The 21,480-nt window shown below is 62.5% G+C and carries 16 protein-coding genes; 7 read left to right on the top strand and 9 right to left on the bottom strand.

Features of this window, described 5'->3' with window-relative positions; translation table 11 throughout:
- The first annotated feature begins 333 nt into the window (after window positions 1-333).
- The 3 genes from ACODR6_RS04970 (at window position 334) to ACODR6_RS04960 (ending at window position 6,372) form a co-directional block, all read left to right on the top strand.
- Window positions 334-5,409 carry a beta strand repeat-containing protein gene (locus ACODR6_RS04970; RefSeq protein ID WP_489021201.1) on the top strand — a complete coding sequence of 1,692 codons (5,076 nt, stop codon included), beginning with the start codon at window positions 334-336 and terminating at the stop codon, window positions 5,407-5,409.
- Between the two features lie 182 nt (window positions 5,410-5,591).
- Window positions 5,592-6,119, top strand: a complete 528-nt coding sequence (locus tag ACODR6_RS04965; protein WP_112714855.1) for a sigma-70 family RNA polymerase sigma factor — start codon at window positions 5,592-5,594, stop codon at window positions 6,117-6,119.
- A 19-nt stretch (window positions 6,120-6,138) separates the two neighbouring features.
- Window positions 6,139-6,372, top strand: coding sequence for a DUF2934 domain-containing protein (locus ACODR6_RS04960; RefSeq protein WP_203430335.1), 234 nt, complete (start codon window positions 6,139-6,141; stop codon window positions 6,370-6,372).
- 7 nt (window positions 6,373-6,379) lie between these two features.
- On the opposite strand, the gene ACODR6_RS04955 is transcribed toward ACODR6_RS04960, so the two are convergent.
- The 5 genes from ACODR6_RS04955 to ACODR6_RS04935 all read right to left on the bottom strand — a co-directional run bounded on the left by ACODR6_RS04955 (window position 6,380) and on the right by ACODR6_RS04935 (window position 11,371).
- On the bottom strand, window positions 6,380-8,620 hold the full coding sequence (locus tag ACODR6_RS04955; protein WP_489021198.1) for a xanthine dehydrogenase family protein molybdopterin-binding subunit: 2,241 nt from the start codon (window positions 8,618-8,620) through the stop codon (window positions 6,380-6,382).
- Window positions 8,620-9,114: a (2Fe-2S)-binding protein gene (locus tag ACODR6_RS04950; protein WP_449097391.1), complete on the bottom strand. Its 495-nt coding sequence runs from the start codon at window positions 9,112-9,114 to the stop codon at window positions 8,620-8,622. Before ACODR6_RS04950 ends, ACODR6_RS04955 begins: the two co-directional genes overlap by 1 nt.
- On the bottom strand, window positions 9,111-10,508 hold the full coding sequence (locus ACODR6_RS04945; protein WP_489021196.1) for a c-type cytochrome: 1,398 nt from the start codon (window positions 10,506-10,508) through the stop codon (window positions 9,111-9,113). Before ACODR6_RS04945 ends, ACODR6_RS04950 begins: the two co-directional genes overlap by 4 nt.
- 82 nt (window positions 10,509-10,590) lie before the next feature.
- Window positions 10,591-10,860: a DUF2934 domain-containing protein gene (locus tag ACODR6_RS04940; RefSeq protein WP_112714845.1), complete on the bottom strand. Its 270-nt coding sequence runs from the start codon at window positions 10,858-10,860 to the stop codon at window positions 10,591-10,593.
- A 112-nt stretch (window positions 10,861-10,972) separates the two neighbouring features.
- On the bottom strand, window positions 10,973-11,371 hold the full coding sequence (locus ACODR6_RS04935) for a VOC family protein (RefSeq protein ID WP_199625718.1): 399 nt from the start codon (window positions 11,369-11,371) through the stop codon (window positions 10,973-10,975).
- Between the two features lie 232 nt (window positions 11,372-11,603).
- On the opposite strand from ACODR6_RS04935, the gene ACODR6_RS04930 reads away from it, so the two are divergent.
- Window positions 11,604-12,761, top strand: coding sequence for a fumarylacetoacetate hydrolase family protein (locus ACODR6_RS04930; protein ID WP_489021193.1), 1,158 nt, complete (start codon window positions 11,604-11,606; stop codon window positions 12,759-12,761).
- A 43-nt stretch (window positions 12,762-12,804) separates the two neighbouring features.
- Entirely contained in the window at window positions 12,805-12,966 is a 162-nt protein-coding gene (locus tag ACODR6_RS04925) for a hypothetical protein (protein WP_165402686.1), read from the top strand.
- Between the two features lie 3 nt (window positions 12,967-12,969).
- Here the strand turns inward: ACODR6_RS04925 and ACODR6_RS04920 are convergent, their stop codons facing one another.
- The gene (locus ACODR6_RS04920) at window positions 12,970-13,548 is read right to left on the bottom strand and encodes a TetR/AcrR family transcriptional regulator (RefSeq protein ID WP_489021191.1); all 579 of its coding nucleotides are present in this window, start codon (window positions 13,546-13,548) and stop codon (window positions 12,970-12,972) included.
- Window positions 13,549-13,627: 79 nt separating this feature from the next.
- On the opposite strand from ACODR6_RS04920, the gene ACODR6_RS04915 reads away from it, so the two are divergent.
- Entirely contained in the window at window positions 13,628-14,509 is an 882-nt protein-coding gene (locus ACODR6_RS04915; protein WP_413712099.1) for an NmrA family NAD(P)-binding protein, read from the top strand.
- Between the two features lie 50 nt (window positions 14,510-14,559).
- Here the strand turns inward: ACODR6_RS04915 and ACODR6_RS04910 are convergent, their stop codons facing one another.
- A complete protein-coding gene (locus ACODR6_RS04910) occupies window positions 14,560-16,731 on the bottom strand; it encodes a TonB-dependent siderophore receptor (RefSeq protein WP_489021188.1) in 2,172 nt (723 codons plus the stop codon).
- Between the two features lie 142 nt (window positions 16,732-16,873).
- Between ACODR6_RS04910 and ACODR6_RS04905 the strand changes: the two genes are divergently transcribed.
- Window positions 16,874-17,797, top strand: coding sequence for a LysR family transcriptional regulator (locus ACODR6_RS04905; protein ID WP_489021186.1), 924 nt, complete (start codon window positions 16,874-16,876; stop codon window positions 17,795-17,797).
- Between the two features lie 6 nt (window positions 17,798-17,803).
- Here ACODR6_RS04905 and scpA read toward each other — a convergent pair whose 3' ends face one another.
- On the bottom strand, window positions 17,804-19,942 hold the full coding sequence (gene scpA / locus ACODR6_RS04900; protein ID WP_489021184.1) for a methylmalonyl-CoA mutase: 2,139 nt from the start codon (window positions 19,940-19,942) through the stop codon (window positions 17,804-17,806).
- Between the two features lie 104 nt (window positions 19,943-20,046).
- Window positions 20,047-21,249: an MFS transporter gene (locus tag ACODR6_RS04895; protein WP_489021182.1), complete on the bottom strand. Its 1,203-nt coding sequence runs from the start codon at window positions 21,247-21,249 to the stop codon at window positions 20,047-20,049.
- Between the last annotated feature and the right edge of the window lie 231 nt (window positions 21,250-21,480).

Below are 21,480 nucleotides of genomic sequence, written 5' to 3'. Positions count from 1 at the left end.
GCATTAACCCATAATTAGTGGTTGAGCCGTAATCGTGTCTTCGGCCGTGGGGGTCTTCTGAAAAACCAAGGCTAGAGATGTGCGGCAACCCTGCCGGACATCACCGGTTTAGGAAACGACGACTTTATTGAAGTCGCCGGTGCATGATGCTTGTCCTAAGCAATTGCTCTTTCGAGCGATGTCTTCCGAAAAATTTCGTCTTAGCCGATCGGCCTTGCAGTTGTGCACGGCACGAACCCTCGTGTTTGCAGTTTGGGGAATGTGTCAGCTTCTTGGGAGCGACGCGCGGACGAAAACACTGTCACCGCTAACGCCAGTGCAAGGGCACGTTTCATGACCTCGATCGTTACATCTCTCACCGCAAATCAAGTCAAAGCTCTTTCCGCGACGACCATCAAAGCCTTCACGAAGGACGACGTCGCAGCATTTTCCGTCGACCAGCTGAAACTTCTCAACAAGACCCAGGTTGCTGCCTTCGAAGCCGAAGATGTCGGCGAGCTCGACTCCAGCCAGCTCGGCGCCATCTCGACAGCAGCGATCGGCGGCCTCAGCGCCGCTCAGCTCGGAGCAATCGATGCCGCCAAGTTCAAGGATCTGACAAACGCCCAGATCGCCGCCTTCAGCACGACGCAGTTGGCCGCTTTGTCTCCCGACCAGGTCGAAAACCTGACCTCCGACCAGATCAAGGGCCTGAGCGCCGCTCAGATCGGTTCGCTCGGCGTGGACGACATCGCCAAGTTCTCGGCTGACGACATCGGCGCAATCAGCGCCAAGGCCATTGCCAGCCTCAACACCGACGCGGTCGCAGCCCTCACGGACGACAAGATCGCCAAGCTCACCACCGACCAAATCGCGGCCCTGACCACGAAGCAGATCGGCGCGTTGAGCTCCGCGCAGCTCGGCAAACTTGATCCGACACAGACGGCTTCACTGACGGCAGCGCAGGTTGGTGCTATCGATAGCACCAAGATCGTCGGCTTTTCCGCTGAACAAATTGGCGCTTTGAGCACCAAGGCTGTTGCCGGCCTGAAGGCAGCGCAGATCGGCGCGCTTGATGCAACCAAGGTTGCAGGCTTCAAGCCGGAGCAGACTGCTCTCCTGACCGCGGCGCAGGTTGCTGGTTTCACCGCAACCAACGTCACAGGCCTGGACGAAGACGCCATCGCCAAGATCACCACCAAGGCGATCCCCGGCTTGACCAACGATGCCATTGCCGCTCTGGGCACAGACCAGCTCGCCGCCATCAGCAAGGAACAGTTCGCCGCCATCACTACCAAGCAGATGACGGCCTTCATCCCGGCCCAGGTCGAAAAGTTTACCACTGACCAGATGGGCGCGATGTCAGCCGCACAGGTCGGCGCGCTGAGCGACACCCAGATCGACCGCCTCTCGGACGAGCAGATCGGCCTGCTGAGCACCAAGGCCATCACCGGCCTGAAGGCAACGCAGATCACCGGCATGACTGCCGAACAGGTTTCCGGCTTCTCTCAAACGCAGACCGCGCTTCTAACGGCAGCGCAGGTTGGCGGCTTCACCGCCACCAACATCACAGACCTGGCGGGCGATGCCATTGCCGCCATCAGCACCAAGGTCATCGGCAGCATGAAGGCCGAGACGCTGGCCGCTCTCGGCGTAGACCAACTCGCCAAGGTGACCACCGCGCAGATCGCTGCTCTGACACCCAAGCAGATCGCGGGCATGACAGACGAGCAGATCGGCAGCCTCGACAACGACCAGGTCGCCGCCCTGTCGGCCGCCCAGGTTGGCTCGCTGACCGACGGCCAGATTGCCAAGCTTTCCGCCGAGCAGATCAGCAAGATCAACGACAAGGCCGTTGCCGGTCTGAAGGCAACGCAGATCTCTGCCATGACCGACGAGCAGCTAGAAGGTCTGAGCATTTCTCAGGCCGGCGCGCTGTCGGCTGCTCAGGTCGCGGCTCTGTCGGTCGAAGACATCAAGAAGTTCTCGGCTGACGAAGTCGGTGCGATCACCGCCAAGGCGATTGTGGGCCTGACCCCCGATGCGATTGGCGCTCTGCTTGACGATCAGCTCGCACAGATCGGCAAAGAGAAGATAGCCGTCCTGACCACCAAGCAGATGGCCGGCTTTACGTCTGCACAGTTGGGCAAGCTCGATGCCGATCAGACCGGCGCTCTGTCGGCTGCTCAGGTAAGCGTACTGGCCGACACCCAGATCGATGGCCTGAAGAAAGAGCAGATCGGTCAGTTGAGCAACAAGGCCATCGCTGGTCTGAAGGCAACGCAGATCACCGGGATGACTGCCGAACAGGTTTCGGGCTTCTCGCAAACACAGACCGCGTTGCTGACCGCAGCCCAGGTGACGGGCCTCTCCGATACCAACATCACCGACCTGTCAGGTGACGCTATCGCTGCCATCAGCACCAAGGTCATCGGCAGCATGAAGAATGAGGCACTGGCAAAGCTTAGCGACACCCAGCTCGCCGCAGTGACCCCCGGCCAGATCGCTGCTCTGACCACCAAACAGATCGCCGGCCTCCTGCCGGGCCAGATCGAAAAGCTCGGCAACGAACAGATCGCCGCTCTGTCGGCTGCTCAGGTTGGTTCGCTTACCAACGAGCAGGTCGCCAAGCTTTCTGCCGAACAGCTCAGCAAGATCAGCGACAAGGCTGTCGCCGGTCTGAAGGCGACGCAGATCTCGGCAATGACCGACACGCAGCTCGAAGGCCTGAGCATTTCTCAGGCCGGCGCTCTGTCGGCCGCTCAGCTCGCAGGTTTCTCGGGCGACGACATCAAGAAGTTCTCGCTCGACGAAATTGCCGCGATCAGCACCAAGTCGATCACCGGCCTGAGCAATGAGGCAGTTGCCGCGCTGACAGGTGATCAGGTCGGCAAGCTCTCCAGCGCCCAGATCGGTGCAATGACCACCAAGCAGATCGCTGCCTTCACCGATAGCCAGATCGAGGATTTCGGTGACGATCAAATGGCGGGCCTCACGGCCGCTCAGGTTGGCAGCATGACGGACGGCCAGATCGGCAAGCTGACGAATGACCAGGTCGCCAAGATCAGCGACAAGTCCTTCGCAGGTCTCAAGGCAACGCAGATTGCCCTGATGTCGGATGAGGTCGTCAGCGGCATCAGCGACACCCAGGCTGCTGTCATGACGGCAGCTCAGGCCGCCGGCTTTACCGCCAGCAACGTCACTGGCCTGTCTGAAGCGGCCATTGCCAAGATCAGCACGAAGTCGATCACTGGCGTTACCAACGAGGCCCTCGCGAAGTTCAGCGAAGAACAGATTGGCGCGCTTTCGCCGGCCCAGGTTGCTGTTCTGACCACCAAGCAGATCACCGCCTTCACCGCAGATCAGCTCAGCAAGTTCAGCAATGAGCAGCTCGGCGCGCTGACATCAGCTCAGGTCGGTTCGCTCACGAACGAGCAGTTCGGCGATCTCACTGCTGCCCAGATCGGCAAGATCAGCGACAAGGCTGTTGCCGGCCTCAAGGCGACGCAGATCGCTGCACTGACCGACACTCAGGTCGGTGGCATCAGCGACACCCAGGTTGCCCTGCTGACGGCGGCTCAGGTCGGTGGCTTCACCGCTACCAATGTCACCAAGCTCTCTGACACGGCCGTTGCACTGATCAACACCAAGTCGATCAGCGGTCTGAAGACCGACGCCGTTACAGCTCTGACCGAAAGCCAGGTCGGCAAGCTGACCGCCGGCCAGATCGGCGCGATGACGACCCAGCAGATCGCTGCCTTCACGGCAGGTCAGATCGGCGGCAAGTTCAACCAAGAGCAGATGGGCGCACTGACTGCAGCTCAGACCGGCGCACTGACCACCGGTCAGATCGACAGCCTTACTGATGATCAGATCGGCTATCTCAGCAACACGGCATTCGGGGGCCTCAAGGCAACCCAGATCGCTGCCATGGACGATGAGCAGGTCGGCGGCATCACCGACACCCAGGCTGGCCTGCTGACGGCCGCTCAGGCTGCCGGCTTTAACGTCGACAACATCGTCGGTCTCTCTGCAACTGGCGTGGCCGCCATCAGCACAAAGGCCATCCCGGGCCTTACGAACGAGGCACTTGCAAAGCTCGACGACGACCAGCTTGCGGCGGTCACGCCTGGACAGATCGGTGCGATCACGGTGAAGCAGATCACCGCCCTCACGGCGGACCAGATCGGCAAGCTCGGCGACGAGCAGATCGGCGCTCTGACTGCCGCTCAGGTTGGTGCTCTTACCGACGAGCAGATCGGCGCCCTCAAGCCTGCACAGATCGGCAAGCTCAACAACACCGCTCTTGCTGGACTGAAGGCAACCCAGATCGGCACCATGACCGACCTCCAGCTCGAAGGACTGAGCCTGGCTCAAGCCGGCGCGCTGTCTGCGGTTCAGGTCGGTGCACTGACGGCTGGCGACATCAAGAAATTCTCGGCCGATGAAATTGGTGCGATCAGCCCGAAAGCCATCAACGGCCTGAAGACGGATGCGATCAATGTTCTGACCGAGGCACAGATCGGCGCAATCACCCCCGAACAGATCGCCGGCTTGCTGTCGACCCAGATGGCGGGCTTCTCGGACGCGCAGCTCGGCAAGTTCACCAGCACGCAGATGGGCGCTCTCTCTGCGGTACAGGTCGGCGCTCTGGACACTACGCAGATCGGTGGTCTCTCCGCTGAACAGATCGGTCAGCTGAGCAACACCGCAACGGCGGGTCTGAAGGCAACGCAGATCGCTGCCATGGACGATGAACAGGTCGGTGGCCTGACGGCAACGCAGGCAGGTCTCCTGACGGCGGCACAGGCCGCCGGCTTCGACGCCGACAACATCACCGGCCTTAGCGAAGAAGCACTGCCTGCCATCACCAAGACCGCGGTCGCTGGCCTGACCAACGAGGCGATCGGCAAGCTGAGCACCGCCCAGATCGGCAAGCTGACGCTCGATCAGATCGGCGCGATCACCGTCAAGCAGATGGCTGGCTTCACGGCCGAACAGCTCGGTGAATTCGGCGACGAGCAGCTTGGCAAGCTGTCCGCTGCCCAGGTTGGCGCCCTGAGCGATACGCAGATCGCTGGCCTCACCGCAGCCCAGATCGGCAAGCTCAGTGCAACGGCTGTCACCGGCCTCAAGGCTTCCCAGATCACCGGGATGTCGGCGGAGCAGATCGGCGGCTTCACGTCGGAACAGACTGGAAAGTTCAGCGCTGTTCAGATCGCCGCCATGTCGCCTGAAGACCTCAAGGAGTTCTCCGAAGAAGACATCGCAGCAATCGACGTCAAGGCAATCTCCGGCATCGCCGCCGAGGATATTGCCGCCCTCGACGAAGACCCGCTGAAGGCCTTCACCTCGGGGCAGATTCAGGCGATGAACGACACTCAGGTCGGGGCAGTTGCTGCAGCACTCGCTGCTTACAGCGAAGTCTAAGAACGTCCCCTAGGGACAACGGAAAGGCGCTGCCACAAGCCGCGCCTTTCTTGTTTTCCGGCCTGCAGCCGTCATTTTCGGCCGCCGGCCAATAAATCGCAGTACGCTTTCGTACCCAACGGCACATCCCCCGGAACGCGGCCCATCAAGCGGCATTACCCTTCCACCAGAAGGAAACCGCCATGACCCAGACTGCAGTTGCCTTGTCCGGCCACCAGGCCGAAATCGTCTCTCTTCTTCCCGCCCTCAAATCTTTCGCCCGGCGCTTCGAGCGCGGAGAGAACGATGCCGACGATCTTGTGCAGGAGACGCTGTCGCGGGCGCTCGGGCATATGGACCAGTTTCACGATGGCACCAGCCTGAAATCCTGGCTTTTCACCATCATGCGCAACACCTATTGCAGCGCCTACCGGCGTCGCCGGCGCGAGCCGGTCGGCTCCGTCGACGATCTCAGCGATTACCAGCTGCCGGTGAAATCGACGCAGGACTGGGCGATGCGGGCGCTCGATGTCCAGGCGGCGATCGCCAAACTGCGCAACACGCATCGCGTCGCCCTTCTCCTCGTCGTTTCGGGCGCTAGTTATGAAGAGGCGGCGGTCATCTGCAATTGTGAAATCGGCACGATCAAGAGCCGGGTCAATCGCGCCCGGTGCCATCTGCTGGAAATGCTCGGCGAGACCGAATTTTCGGAAGCGACATCCATTCATTAAATCATTGCTGGAGAACGTGATGGCCGATGCCAGAGACGAGTGGATCGCCAAGCGCGCCTATGCGCTTTGGGAACTTTCCGGCCACCTGAGCGGACATGATGCCGAACACTGGATACAGGCCGTCCGCGAACGCGACGAGCTGGAGCGCACGCGCGCCTCGCTCGATGGCGCCGAGGTTCTGGTTCGCTTTCGCCTGAAATCACCGACGGCCAAGCCTTCGGCCCGCGACCGCTATCGCAGCACGGGCCGCTGAGCTCTTATTATCCCAAACCCGCCGCCTGACGTACGCGGCTGCGCGACAGCGGCAGATCGGTCAGGCGCTTGCCCGTCGCGTTGCGGATGGCGTTGGCGACGGCTGCCGAGGTTGGCCCCTGCGCCGCCTCGCCGGTGCCGAGGAAGGGCTGGCCGGGGCGGTGGATCACATGCACCTCGATACTTTCAGGGACGCTCGCAAAGCGCAGGATCGGATAGCTCGACCAGTCGGTGCTGGTGATCCGTGTCCGGTCGAAGGTGACCTGCTCATAGAGCGTCCAGCTGATCGATTGCAGGATGCCGCCTTCAGTCTGGTTACGGATGCCATCAGGGTTGACCGCCTGGCCGCTGTCGATGGCGGCAACGGCACGGAGCACCTGCACGCGGCCGGTTTCGGGCTCGATGCGCGCTTCGAGCGCCAGCGCCAGATAGGCGGCGTGGTTCTTGTAGCGCGCGAAGGCAAAGCCGCGACCATGACCTTGCGGCACCTCCCCCTGCCCCCAGCCGAATTTCTCCGCGGCCATTTTCACGACATCGCTGGCGCGGCTGTCCTGAAGGTGGCGCAGGCGGAACTCGACCGGATCGGCCTTGGCGGCGATCGCAAGCTCATCCATCGTGCTCTCGATCGAAAAGACATTGGCATAGGCGCCGAGCCCCCGGAGCGCCGAGACGCGGATCGGCATATCCGGCAGGAAATGCCAGAGGATTTTCCTGTTCGGGATCGCATAGAGGGGATCGGCATTGCGGTCGCCATTGCCGTTCGGATTGATCGAAAGCTTCGGCAGCTTCAGCGGCACCGCATCGGCCTTGGTGCGCCCGGCAAGCAGCGATCCGGCATCGCCGGGACGGGTGCCATGCGAGTTGCTCCAGAGATCGTAGGTCCAGTTGTCGATCTTGCCAGAAGCGTCGAGCGATGCCCTGACCTTGGTCACCATACCCGGCCCATAAGGCTCCCAGCCATGCTCCTGCTCGCGCATCCACTGGACACGGACCGGACGGCCGGGGATTTTCATGGCGATCAGCGCCGCATCCGCGGCAGCGTCATCGGCGCCGTTATGGCCGTAGCAGCCGGAGCCCTCCATATGGATGACCCGTACCTTGTCCTCAGGCAGGCCGATCATCTGAGCGATCGCGGTGCGATCCGGAAAGACACCCTGTGTATGCGACCAAACCTCGATCGTGCCGTCCTGCTTCAGATGCGCCACACCGCAGGAGGGGCCGATCGAGCCATGCATATGATAGGGCCGCGTGAAGGTCGCCTCATAGGTTGCGCCATTGGGGAAGGCGGGTGCCCCCGATTCCGCCACGGTACCGACCTCTTTCTCCATGCCGACAAGAACGGTGTAGAGATCGGCCTGATCCGGCAGCGTCGCCGGTTCATCCCAGTGGGCTACTTTCTCCAGCGCGCGCATCGCCTTGACGGCATGCCATTCGCGATCGGCAACGACGGCGAGGAAATTGCCGTCGCGGATCACCGAGACGACACCGGGCATGGCTTCAATCGGCGTCGCATCGAGTTCCTTCAGCGTTGCGCCATAGCTTGGCGGGCGGATGACGCGGGCATGCACCATGCCCTCCAGCTTCAGATCCTGAACATAGGCAACGCCGCCGGTGACCTTTCCGGGAATATCGACGCGCTGCACATCCCGGCCGATGACGCGCAGCATATCCGGCGCCTTCAGCTTCGATTTTGGCTGCGCTTCGACATGCAGAAACTGCCCGGCGACGAGTTCGCCGTAGGTCGCCGATTTTCCATCGGGACCGGTGATCGCTTTCTTCTCCGCCTTCAGCTGCTCAGGCGGCAGCGAGAAGCGGCGCGCGGCTTCGGCGATCAGCATCTCGCGCACCTGCGCCGCCGCATTGCGGATCGCCGTGCCGCTGTTCTGCATCGACTGGCTGCCGGCCGTGAAGCCTTCATCGGGCGTGCGGCCCGTATCGGCGGTCACCAGCGTGATGTCGCCAGGCTCGACATCGAGCTCTTCAGCAGCCACCTGGATCAGCGGCGTGCGAATGCCCTGTCCGAGCTCGGCCTTGCCGGTGAACACGGTGATCTTGCCGTCGGCATCGATCCTGATCCAGCTATCGAGATAACGGTCGTCATCAAGGCTGCCCGGCAGCTTCGGCTTGTCAGGTGCCGCAGCGGGCGCGTCCTGCGCAAAGGCCCGGACAACGGAGAAGCTGACGACGAGGGCGCCGGTTCCGGCAAGCAGGCCGCGGCGGGTGATTTCGTCCCTGGTGAGAATATCCATCAGCCGGCACTCCTGTTTGCGGCCGGCAATTCGGCGGCCTCCATGAGCTCGCTCGCACGCCGGATGGCGGCGAGAATGCGCATATGCGTGCCGCATCGACAGAGATTGGTGCGCAGCGCGTTGCGGATCTCGTCGTCGCTCGGCTTGGCGTTCTGCTTCAGGAGTGCCGCAGCGCTCATCATCATCCCGGCGATACAGTAGCCGCATTGCGCCGACTGCTTTTCGATGAAGGCGGCCTGCAGCGGTCCGGGCTTATCGATCGTCCCGAGACCCTCGACGGTGACGATCTCCTTGCCCTCGACCGCGATCAGCGGCGTGACGCAGGAAAGCACCGCCTGTCCATCGACCATGACGGTGCAGGCGCCGCATTGGCCGAGACCGCAGCCGAACTTGGCGGCATTGAGCTCGAGATCATTTCTGAGAACATAGAGCAGTGGCGTATCCGGCTCGCTGTCGATCTGATGGCTCTGTCCATTCACATTGAGTGTCGTCATTGCGCTGCCTTTGCGCCGACATTGGACGGCGCCCTTTCAATGCCTTCGGAAGGACGGACGGCGACGAAATAATCGCCGGATCGGGTGCGGCTCACCTGTTGCGGCAGATCGGCCCAGGCCGGTTTGCCATCGGCGAAGCGCTGGCGGAGATAGCCGAGCAGATCGGCAACCTGCTGGTCGTTCAATGCACCGCCGAAGGCAGGCATGACCGCGCTTGCCTGACCATCGGCCGGCGGCAGGCCGAACAGGGTGACGTTGATGATGTTCTGCGGGTTCGGCGCGTTGACTGCGGTGCTGAGGTGGAAGTTCATGCCGCCGAAGGGCGGCTTCTTGCCCGCCTCGTGACAGCTGGCGCAGGTGGCCGTGTAGATCTGCGCGCCGGGATGTGAAGCGAGATCGCCGGATGGTTTGGCGTCGACGGCCGCGGTGACGATGCCATCGGCCTCCGAACCGAACTGCCTCTTCAGCTCCTCGCCCTTGGCGGCGCGATCGGCGGACGGCTCGCCCATGCCGGACGCAACATAAGTGGCGATCGCCTCGACATCGGCATCCGGAAGCGCTGCGAGATTGCCGGTGACCTCCGCCATCGGGCCGCGCGAGACGCCGTGCAATTCGTGATAGCCGTGGCGCAAATAGAAGGCGATCGCATCCTTGTCCCAGGGGATCGGCGCGCGGCTATCGGCATTGATCGCATAGGCCTGCCAACCCTCGGCCTCGCCGCCGGCGAAATGCTTCGCCTTGTCTTCAGCGCCGAGCGAATTGCGCGGCGTATGGCAGGCGCCGCAATGGCCGAGACCTTCGGCAAGATAGGCGCCGCGGTTCCATTCATCACTCTGCTGCGGATCGGGCGCAAAGGCGCCGTCATCGAAGAACAGCAGCTTCCAGCCGGCAAGGATCGGGCGGACATCGAGCGGGAAAGGCAGTTCGTTCTTCGGCGCCGTCGCCTTCACCGGCGTGCGCGTCATCAGATAGGCATAGAGCGCCTTGTTGTCCTCGTCGGTGACCCGGGTGAAATGATCATAGGGGAAAGCCGGATAGAGGTGTTCCCCCTGCCGGTCGACGCCATGACGCATGGCGCGCTGGAAGGCCGCCTCGCTCCAGAGACCGATGCCGGTCTCTTCATCCGGGGTGATATTCGTCGAATAGATCGTCCCGAAAGGCGTCGGCAGCTTCAGGCCCCCGGAAAACGCCTCCTTCCCGGGAACCGTATGACAGGCAATACAGTTTCCGACCGCCGCAAGGCTGGCGCCATGGGCGACCAAGGCGGGATCGAACGGCTGCCGGTCGGCGACTTTCTGCGGCGCGATCTCCGAATTCCAGGCAAGGAAGAAGAAAGCGAGGCCGAGAATGATGAAAAGCGTGATGATCGTAGAGAGAACGCGAATGGCTCGCATTGCGGATCAGGCCCTCCCAGCCGCGCAAACCGATCCGGTCAAACGCGGAGGAAGAATTAAAGTTCCCGCAATATGAGAATTTTTATGCGCGCTTGATGGCCTTGCGCGCCGGCTTCTGCTCCGGCCGGACCACGCGCAGAGCATCGTTTTCGGCAGCGCGCATCAGCCGGCCGGTGCGGCGCAGCATCTCGATCAGCTCGTTTCCATCCGCCGAGGCGCGTGTTCTTTCCAGCTGCTCGTATTCGGCGGCGGCCTGCTGCCAGTGAGCGCCGCCGCGATCATGCGGGCGGCCCTCTTCTTCCCAGATGGAATAGGCGCGCTGATTGATCCAATCGTCTTTGCTACGGCTCATGGTATCCAACTGAAATATGTAATTTAATCTACAGAGGAGACTGCCAGAGCAGACTTACGGAGTCGTTACTTGCGCATGTAAAATCCGAGCAAGAATTGCTTGTCGCGGGGCTTTAGTTTTTACGCTCGGCAAGCTCGATGATGATGCCGTCGGGATCGCGCACGAAGGCCACCTTGTGCAGCACTTCGGGATTGTAGGTGAAGCGCGGCCGCTCCTTGAGATCGACGCCGGCCGCCTCGAGTTTGGCAAAGGTCTCGTCGACGCTTGCGTAAAGGAAAGTCAGATGGCGGAGCCCGGCGGTGTCGTCGGGCACATCGACCGCCCGCTTGGCGCCGTTCACCGGCGCGATGATCTCCAGCATGCCGCCGCCGGCATCGAGAAAGGCGAGATCCGAGCCGTCATCGGTCTTTTTCCTGAGATGCAGCGTCAGGCCGAGAAGATCGCAATAGAATGCAACGGCCTGGTCCATATTGCTGACGGTCATGCCGACATGTTCGAAAGATTTCAGCATTGTGGACGGGGCCTCCTCTCCCCGGGTCCATGTTTGAAAGCCGGTCTCGACCCTAGCCGCTGAGAGCTCTGCCGCAAGTCCGAAATCTAGCCTTTCAACCAAACGTGCAGTCTGTTTTTCCGGCAACCGGCCTTGCCGCCGCGGAGCGAATGTGATCGATTTCCGGCGCTGCTGGAGGGCGGCAATCAGATGATAAAATGAGCGATCGCTCATCAGCATTGGAGGGCTCATCATGTCTCAGCTTCTCGACGCCACCGCCTCGGCCGGTCTCTTCGTCGGCCGTGTCTGGAACCCCAAGGTTTCAGGCCCGTCGATCGTCACCATCCGCGACGGACAGCTGATCGACATCACCTCCAGGGATGCACCGACGCTGAGCTCGCTTCTCGAGCGGGACGATCCGGCCGCCTTCGTGCGCGCCGCGAAGGGTGAAGCGATCGGCACGCTCGACGATGTTTCCAAGAACAGCATCGGCAAGCCCGATGCATCGAAGCCCTATCTCCTGGCGCCCGCCGACCTGCAGGCGATCAAGGCCTGCGGCGTCACCTTCGCGCAGTCGATGATCGAGCGCGTCATCGAGGAAAAGGCGGCCGGCAATCCTGACCGCGCCGCCTCGATCCGTGACCGCGTCGGCGCGCTGATCGGCGGCAGCCTTGCCAATATCAAGGCCGGCTCGCCGGAAGCCGCCAAGGTCAAGCAGGCGCTGATCGAAGAGGGCATGTGGTCGCAATATCTGGAAGTCGGCATCGGCCCGGATGCCGAGGTCTTCACCAAGTCGCCGGTCCTGTCCTCGGTCGGCTGGGGCGCAGATGTCGGCCTGCACCCGATCTCCACCTGGAACAATCCGGAGCCGGAAATCGTGCTCGCGGTCAACAGCCGCGGCGAGATCAAGGGCGCGACGCTCGGCAACGACGTCAATCTGCGCGATGTCGAGGGCCGCTCGGCGCTACTGCTCGGCAAGGCGAAGGACAACAACGCCTCCTGCTCGATCGGCCCGTTCATCCGCCTGTTCGACCAGAGCTTCACGCTGGATGACGTGCGCAAGGCCGAACTCGACCTCAAGGTAACCGGCGAGGACGGCTTCGTGCTGCACGGCAAAAGCTCGATGTCGAAGATCAGCCGCGACCCGGCCGATCTCGTCAAGCAGACCTGCGGCGCCCATCACCAGTATCCTGACGGCTTCATGCTGTTTCTCGGCACGCTGTTTGCACCGACGCAGGATCGCGACGCCAAGAACCAGGGTTTTACCCACAAGATCGGCGATATCGTCGAGATCTCCTCGGCGGGGCTTGGGACGCTGGCCAATACCGTGCGCCTCTCCACAGAATGCCCGCCCTGGACCTTCGGCATCTCGGCGCTGATGGGCAATCTCGCAAAGCGCCGTCTCCTCTGACCGCCGATTGCCCTGCGCCAGAAAATCGGGTTAGAACCGTGCCATGAACGACAACGTCATCAAATTCAAAAAGCCGAACAAGCCGAAGCCCCCGCGCCAGATAAACCCGGCGCTGCGCAAGCTGATCGTGGTGCTGACCATCGTGGTCCTCTTCGCTATCGCCTGGGCCTATTTCAACTATTTCGGCGCCCAGCCGGGCGTTTGAGATTCACGGGCGCGGCCAGGCCATCATCGCGACATCGATCATATGATGGAGCGCGTTGCTGTCTGCGCCGGCATTCGGGAAATTCAGCACTGCCTGCAGCACGCCGAGATAGTACCAGGCGAGCGCCTCCACATCCGCATCCCGACTGAGCTCGCCCGCGGCAATCGCCTGGCGCAGTAGCGCAGCGAAGATCTGCCGCTGATCGGCTGCCGCCTGCAGGGCCGCCGCCTGCCCTTCTGCGCTCAACTCACCCTTTTCCACGCAGCTTCGGGCAATCAGGCAGCCGGCCGGACGGCTTATCGGCTGTTCCGGCAAGAAGCCGCGCAGGATCGCCTCGACGGCGCCGCGTGCGGAGGGCGCCTCGGCGCCGTTCATGCGCGCAAGCACGCGCCGCGTATAGGCCGCCAGCGCCTCGCGAAACAGTCCGTCCTTGTCGCCGAAGCGTTGATAGATGCTTGAGCGTGAAAGGCCGGTCGCCTCCGTCAGGTCGCTGATCGAGGCCGCCGCATAGCCCTGGCGCCAGAAGACGATCAGGGCGGCATCGATAACGGCAGCCTCGTCGAATTGCGGTTTTCCGCTCATGCATCCTCGCTTGACATCTTGGAACGATCGGCTCAACTATAATGGAACAGTCGTTCCAAGATACATAGGTTGTGCCTCCATGCCAAACGAATCTTTGCAATCCGCTTCGACCAGCCGCATCGCAATCGCCGGTTCCACCGGCCGCGTCGGCGCCGAACTTACCCGGCTTCTGACCGCTGATCCCATGACCCCGGTGGCGCTGACCCGCCGGCCCGACGCCACCGGCATAGCCGAAGGCGCGGAGATCGCCGTCATCGATTTCGACCGGCCGGAGACTTTGGCGTCAGCGCTTTCGGGTGCGGACCGTCTGTTTCTCTCGCATGGCACCTCTGCGCGGCAGGTGACCAACGAGATCGCATTGATCGATGCCGCCGTTGGCGCCGGGGTGCGCCATATCGTCAAGCTCTCGGCACTCGGCCCGGCAACCCGGCTCAACCCCTTCGCCTGGCACATGGAGATCGAGGCGCATCTCGCGCGCCAGCCGGTCGCCTCCACCGTGCTGCGGCCATCCGCCTTTCCCGATATCCTGAAACGGTCGGCGGCCGAGATCGCTACCGGACAATGGGCGGGCGCGGCCGGAAACGGCCGGGTGAATTTCATCGACACCGCCGACATTGCAAGAGCGGCACGCGCCGCCCTGCTGGAAGAAGTCTGGCCGTGGTCGCAGCGCGCCTATCACCTGACGGGTTCGCGCGCCTGGACGATGGCGGAAGTCGCCGCCGAGCTTTCCGCCCAGCTCGGACGGCCAGTCACTTACGGACATCGCTCGCCGGAACAACAGCATGCGGCACTGTTGGCAGGCGGTCTGCCGCCCTTCGTCGCCGAACTGCTGCTCGGTCTCGACCAGGTCTTCCGCGAATCCGTTCTCGGCGAGACGACCTCGACCGTCGAGGCGCTGACCGGCACGCCGCCGAAGAGCCTGCCGCAATGGCTGAAGGAAAACCTCGCCGCCTTCCGCTGAGCTGCGCTCGACGAGGCTTAGGCCGGCTGCAGATCGCAGCCGGCTGCTGGTTACCAATTGAACGTCAGCTTGCCCATCACCGTGCGCCCGTCGCCATAGGTGCAGCCGAACGAGCTGCAGCTGGCGATATAGTCCTTGTCGGCAAGGTTGCGGAAATTGAGCGAGGCGGTGATGCCTTCCTTCTTGTAGGTCAGCGCCGCATCGAAGAGGGTGACGGCGTCGAGGTCGTAGATATGCAGCGCTGCAGGGCTGCCGTATGTGGCATATCCATAGCGCTCGCCGACATAGCGAACACCGGCACCGATGCCTACACCTTCGAGCGGAGAGCCTTCGGCAAAGCTGTAATCGACCCAGAGGCTGGCGGCGTGTTCGGGAACGTTGTCGAGCGGAAGGCCGTTCAGCAATGTCCCGGGCGCATCAGCCTTGGCATCCGTGTAGGTATAGGCTGCGCGAAGATTCAGGCCATCGGTCAGGCTCGTTACACCTTCGAGCTCAACACCTCTGACACGGACTTCGCCGATCTGATTGGTCACCGAAGTGCCGCCAATGCTCTGGGTGTTCGAAACATTCTTCTGGCGGAGATCGTAGACCGCTGCAGAGAAAAATCCGTCCCAACCATCAGGCTGATATTTCACGCCAATCTCGAGCTGCTTGCCTTCGGTCGGCACAGGGTTCGCCAAGCTGGTCGACGGCGCGACCGGTTCGAACGACGTGCTATAGTTGATGTAAGGCGCAATACCGTTATCGAAGACATAGCCCAGACCCGCGCGGCCCGTCAGCTTGTGGTCGTTCTGATCCAGTGATCTGCTGACAGGCGTTGCCGGCAGGAAATTGGTCGTGTCGCCCTCGGTACTCGCCCAATCCTGACGCAGCCCGAACGTCGCCCGCCAGTTGTCGTAGGCCATCTCGTCCTGGATATAGATGCCGACCTGACTGAGGTTAGTGTCCACTATCGTGTCAGTGGTTCGCGAGAGCAGACTGATCGGACCACCGTAGACCGGGTTCAAGATATCGAGCGGCGTCGCCCGGAAGAATCGCGTGTGAACGTTGTTGCTGAAATATCGGTAGTCGAGCCCCACCAGGAGCTTATGCTCCAAATCGCCTGTCTCGAACTCACCAAGAAGGTTGTTGTCAACGTTGAACGTGTTGAGCAATTCGTCCTGAAAGGTCGCGTTGCGAAGAATTGAATGGCCATCCGCACCGACGCCCGGACCGTAGGCTGGATTTGCAACTGTCGAAGACATCCCCAGCGCCTGATAGTTCCAGTCGAAATTCGAGTAGCGAAGGTTCTGGCGGAAGGTCCAGGTGTCGTTGAGGCGGTGCTCGAATTCATAACCGAGATTGGTTAGCGTCCGGTTGGAGTGATCGAAGCTCTTGTCGCCGACATAGAAGTCGCGGCCGAGCGTATCGGCGAAGAGCGCCGGGACACCGGACGGCGTGCTTGGATTGTCGTGCTGCACACTCGTCAGGATCGTCAGCTTGGTGTCTTCGTCGGGCTGCCAGGTGAAAGCGGGGGCGATGAAATAGCGGTCGTTGTCGAGCTCGTCGACCTGGGCGCTTGCGGTGCGGGCCAGACCCGTGACGCGATAGGCGAAGTCCGAGCCGTCGGTGACCGGGCCACCGACGTCGAAATAGGTGCCGTAGGTATCGTAGCTGCCGAACTGCAGACCCACCTCGCCGAAGCTGTCGAAGGTCGGGCGTTTGCTGATCAGGTTGATGATGCCGCCCGGATTACCCTGGCCGAACATCACGGAGGCAGGGCCGCGCAGCACTTCGATGCGCTCCAGCTGGTAGGGATCGATCGCCGGCGCGCCGGCCGTGCGCATCAGTCTCAGACCATTGAGATATTGCGACTGGCGGCCATCGAAGCCGCGAATGCGCGGCGCATCGAAGCGCGGATCCGAGCCGCCCGGCTGGCTGACGACGCCGGGGGTATAGTCGAGCGCCTGGCCGACGGTCTGGGCGTTCTGCGCCTTCAGCTGATCGGCTGTGATCACCGAGATCGACTGCTGCGTTTCGAGAATCGGCGTTCCCGTCTTCGTCGCCGTCGAGCTGGTTTTGGCGACGAAGCCCTTCACCGGCGCCTTCGGATCTTCCTTGGTCTGCGCCTGCACGGTGATCGGCGCAAGCTCGGTGGCCTCCTGTGCAAAGGCCGCGGCCGGAAGAAGCGCTGCTGAGCAAACGGTGGACAGCAGGACGAGCGAAACATTCTTCAGGCGCACGGCAACCTCATGGGGACCCGGACGGGGGCGATCCGTCTCAAAACTTGACAATTTCAGTCACGTTACTAGACGGATTCATTTCGATGATCCAATAAGGTCATCAGCGTTTTTCAGAAGCGCGGATTATGAAAAGAGGTGGCATTTGGTCAGTAGCGCAGCTCTCGAGCTCAGGCATCTGAGATATTTCGTGGCCCTCGCCGAGGAGCAGAATTTCGAGCGTGCCGCGGCGCGGCTCGGGATTGCGCAGCCGGGTCTCAGCCAGCAGATCATCAAGCTCGAGGCGTTGTTAGGCGTATCGCTTCTGGATCGCAGCCGCCGCTCGCTGCGCCTGACCCGGCCGGGACTGGAGCTTGCCGAGCAGGGCCGGCGTGTTCTCGGGCTTGCGGAAAGCGCCGTCGAGGCCGTCCACCGGGCGGCGAAGGGCGATCTGGAGCGCGTTGCCGTCGGCTATGTCGCCTCGGCGGCCTATTCCGGCGTGCTCGGCGATGCGCTGTCGAAATTCAAGGCATCGCGGCCCGGCGTCGAGTTTCAGCTGATCGAGATCGAAATGCGCCAGCAGCTGGAAAAGATCGCCGACAAGACGCTCGATCTCGGCTTCATCCGCCCACCGATTGCGCTGCCAGCGGGGCTGGCGGCCGAGATCGCCATGCGCGAGGAATTCGTGGTGGCGCTGCCGGCGAACCACGCTCACGCGGCATCGCCGTCCGTCACGCTGAAATCCTTGGCCGGCGAAGTCTTCATCACGCCGCGCCAGCCGCCCGATGTCGGCTTTCACCGCAATACGATCGCCGCCTGCCGGGAAGCAGGTTTCGAGCCGGATATCAACAGCTCCGGCCGCGACTTCATTACCATCGCGAGCATGGTCGTGCTCGGCACCGGCGTGGCGCTGGTGCCACGCTCGTTCCAATGCGTGCAGCTGCCGGGAATTGCCTATACCAGGCTGAAGGGCTGCTCGGTCACCTCGGACCTAGCGATCGCCTACCGGAAGGTCGAGCCCTCGCCGATCATCAAGAGCTTCATCGCCCATTTCAAGAAGAGCCTGTCGCGCGACGAGGACAGCTTCTGAGACGGATCAGGTATTGCGCCTGATCCCCTGCAGCAGATCGAGCACCGAGTTTGCGGCGTCGAGCACATTGGTGCCGGGGCCGAAGACCGCGGCGACGCCGTGGTCGGTCAAGAACTGGTAGTCCTGCCGCGGAATGACGCCGCCGCAGACGACGATGACATCGCCGCCGCCCTTGGCCTTCAGCGCATCGACCAGCTGCGGCAGCAGCGTCTTGTGGCCGGCGGCCAGCGACGAGACGCCGATGACATTGACCTTCTCGCTCAGCGCCATGCCGGCCGCCTCATCAGGCGTCTGGAAGAGCGGACCGGCCAGCACATCGAAGCCGACATCGCCGAAGGCCGAGGCGATCACCTTGGCACCGCGATCGTGTCCATCCTGGCCGAGCTTGGCGACCATGATCTTAGGCTTGCGGCCAAGGCCGGCGCTGATATCCGCCATACGCGCCTTCAGGATTTCGAGTTCCGGCTGGTTGCGATAGGCCTCGCCATAGACATCCCTGATCACCTCGGGGACCGCCGCATGATCGCCGAAAGCCTGGCGCATCGCATCCGATATCTCGCCGACGGTGGCGCGTGCCCGCGCCGCCTCGACGGCAGCGGCAAGCAGATTGCCCTCGCCCGTGCGGGCGACTTCGGAGAGCGCTTCCAGCGCATCGCTTACCTTGCCGCTGTTGCGGCGGCGGCGGGTATCCTCGATCCGTCTGACCTGCGCGGCGCGCACCGCGGCATTGTCGATCGCCAGGATTTCCAGCTCTTCCTCGGTTTCCAGCCGATATTTGTTGACGCCGACGATCACCTCGTCGCCCTTGTCTACAGCCGCCTGGCGGCGCGTCGCGGCCTCCTCGATCAGCCGCTTCGGCAAGCCTTCGTTGACGGCCTTCGTCATGCCGCCGAGCGCCTCGACCTCCTCGATCAGTGCCCAGGCCTTGTCGGCAAGTTCCTTCGTCAGGCTCTCGACATAATAGGAGCCTGCGAGCGGATCGACGACCTTAGTGACGCCGGTCTCGTGCTGCAGGATCAGCTGGGTGTTGCGGGCGATGCGGGCGGAGAATTCCGTCGGCAGCGCGATTGCCTCGTCGAAGGAATTGGTGTGCAGCGACTGCGTGCCGCCGAGCACTGCCGACATCGCCTCGAAGGCGGTTCTGACGATATTGTTGTAGGGATCCTGCTCCTGCAGCGAGACGCCCGACGTCTGGCAGTGCGTGCGCAGCATCAGCGACGACGCCTTCTTCGGCTCGAATTCCTCCATGATCTTCGTCCACAGCAGACGGGCGGCACGCAGCTTCGCGGCCTCCATGAAGAAGTTCATGCCGATCGCGAAGAAGAAGGAGAGGCGGCCGGCGAAGTCGTCGACATTCAGGCCCTTGGCGATCGCGGCGCGCACATATTCGCGCCCATCGGCCAGCGTGAAGGCGAGCTCCTGCACCAGCGTCGCTCCGGCTTCCTGCATGTGATAGCCGGAGATCGAGATCGAGTTGAACTTCGGCATCTCCCTGGCCGTATATTCGATGATATCCGCCACGATCCGCATCGAGGGTTCCGGCGGATAGATATAGGTGTTGCGGACCATGAACTCCTTGAGGATATCGTTCTGGATGGTCCCCGAGAGCTCGGAACGCGACACGCCCTGCTCTTCGCCGGCAACGATGAAGGAGGCGAGGATCGGGATGACGGCGCCGTTCATCGTCATCGACACCGAGATCTTTTCGAGCGGAATGCCGTCGAACAGGATCTTCATGTCCTCGACGCTGTCGATCGCCACGCCGGCCTTGCCGACATCGCCCTCGACCCGCGGATGGTCGCTGTCATAGCCGCGGTGCGTGGCGAGGTCGAAGGCGACGGACACACCCTGCTGACCCGCGGCGAGAGCCTTGCGGTAGAAGGCGTTGGAGGCTTCGGCCGTCGAGAACCCGGCATACTGGCGGATGGTCCAGGGCCGCCCCGCATACATCGTGGCGCGCGGTCCGCGGGTGAAGGGCGCGAGGCCCGGCATGCTGTCCAGATGATCGGCGGAGGCAAGATCGCCTGCGGTATAGAGCGGCTTGACGTCGATGCCCTCAGGCGTCTTCCAGACGAGCGTCTCCGGCGAGGCTTTCAGTTCCTTCTCGGCCAAAGCCTGCCAATCGCCAACCGTCTTCTTCGTCATGTCATCCTCCGGCATGTCATTGCGCCGCACGCTATCACCTGGAACGCATGCGGCGCGATAGGGCCTTAGGATAATTTACGCCGGGCTCTGCGTCACGCTCCCGGTCATGCGTGGGCGTGCTTCGGGATCTTCGGCAGGAAGATCGTCAGCAGGCCGAGCAGCGGCAGGTAGGAGCAGATGCGATAGACGAATTCGATGCCGTGGCTATCTGCAAAGTCGCCGAGGAAGGCCGCACCGAGACCACCGGCGCCAAAGGCGAAGCCGAAGAAGACACCGGCAATCAAGCCGACACGGCCCGGCACCAGCTCCTGCGCGAAAACGACGATTGCCGAGAAGGCGGAGGCGAAGATCAGGCCGATGACGACGCTGAGCACGCCGGTCCAGAACAGGTTCGCATAGGGCAGCAGCAGTGCGAAGGGAATGACGCCGAGGATCGAGAACCAGATGACGAAGCGGGCGCCGAGACGGTCGCCGATCGGGCCGCCGAGGAAGGTGCCGACGGCAACGGAGCCGAGGAACAGGAAGAGCATCAGCTGCGCCTGCTGAACGCCGAGCTGGAAGCGGTCGATCACATAGAAGGTGAAATAGCTGGAGACGCTTGCCATATAGACGTTCTTGGTCGCGGTCAGCAGCACGAGGATGAGCAGGGCGACGACGACCTTGTTCTGCGGCAGCGGCAGCGTGCGGCTGACGGCGGGCTTGCCGGCATTCTGGCGGCGGTGGCTCATGTACCAGTTGCCGACCCAACCGAGCACGATCATGCCGATCAGCGCAATGCCCGACAGCCAGGAAACGCTGTGCTGGCCGAGCGGGAAGACGATGAAGGCGGCAATCAGCGGGCCGATCGCCTGGCCGGCATTGCCGCCGACCTGGAAGAAGGACTGCGCGAAGCCGTGACGACCGCCGGAGGCCAGGCGCGCGACGCGCGAGGATTCCGGATGGAAGACGGCCGAACCGAAGCCGATAAGGCTGGCGGCAACCAGCAGCAGCTCGAAGCTGCCGGCATTGCCGAGCAGGATCAGGCCGCAGAACGTGCTCGCCATGCCGACGGGCAGCGAATAGGGCATCGGCCAGCGGTCGGTGAAGATGCCGACGAAGGGCTGCAGCAGCGACGCCGTGACCTGGAAGGTCATCGTCAGCAGGCCGATCTGCACGAAGTCGAGGTTATAATTGGCCTTGAAGAGCGGATAGAGCGACGCAAGAAGCGACTGCATGATGTCGTTCAGCATGTGGCAGAAGCTGACTGCCATCAGGATCGACATTGTCGTCTTCTGGAAACGCGGCGCGGTTTCGCTCACTACGGCCATAGGTATTCCTCCTGCAGCAAAGATTTGTGCTGCGGTCATGTGCTGAAGAAATGGAAGCGTTCGGGATCGGGGGCTGATGGGCTCGATGGCGTTCGCTGACAGAGCATGTATCGCAACTTCTCTTTGCGGCACAGCCCGCTTTGGGCAGGAGCGGTACGCCGATGCCTAAATTTTGCGCGGCTGCGCCATTTTTGCTTCGGCTGTTTCGCCGGCGCGCGGTTTGCATGTCGC

This window comes from Rhizobium sp. FG96 (genome assembly GCF_057808655.1).
Note: the sequence above shows the minus strand (reverse complement) of the source record. Positions and strands in the feature narration are given on the sequence as shown.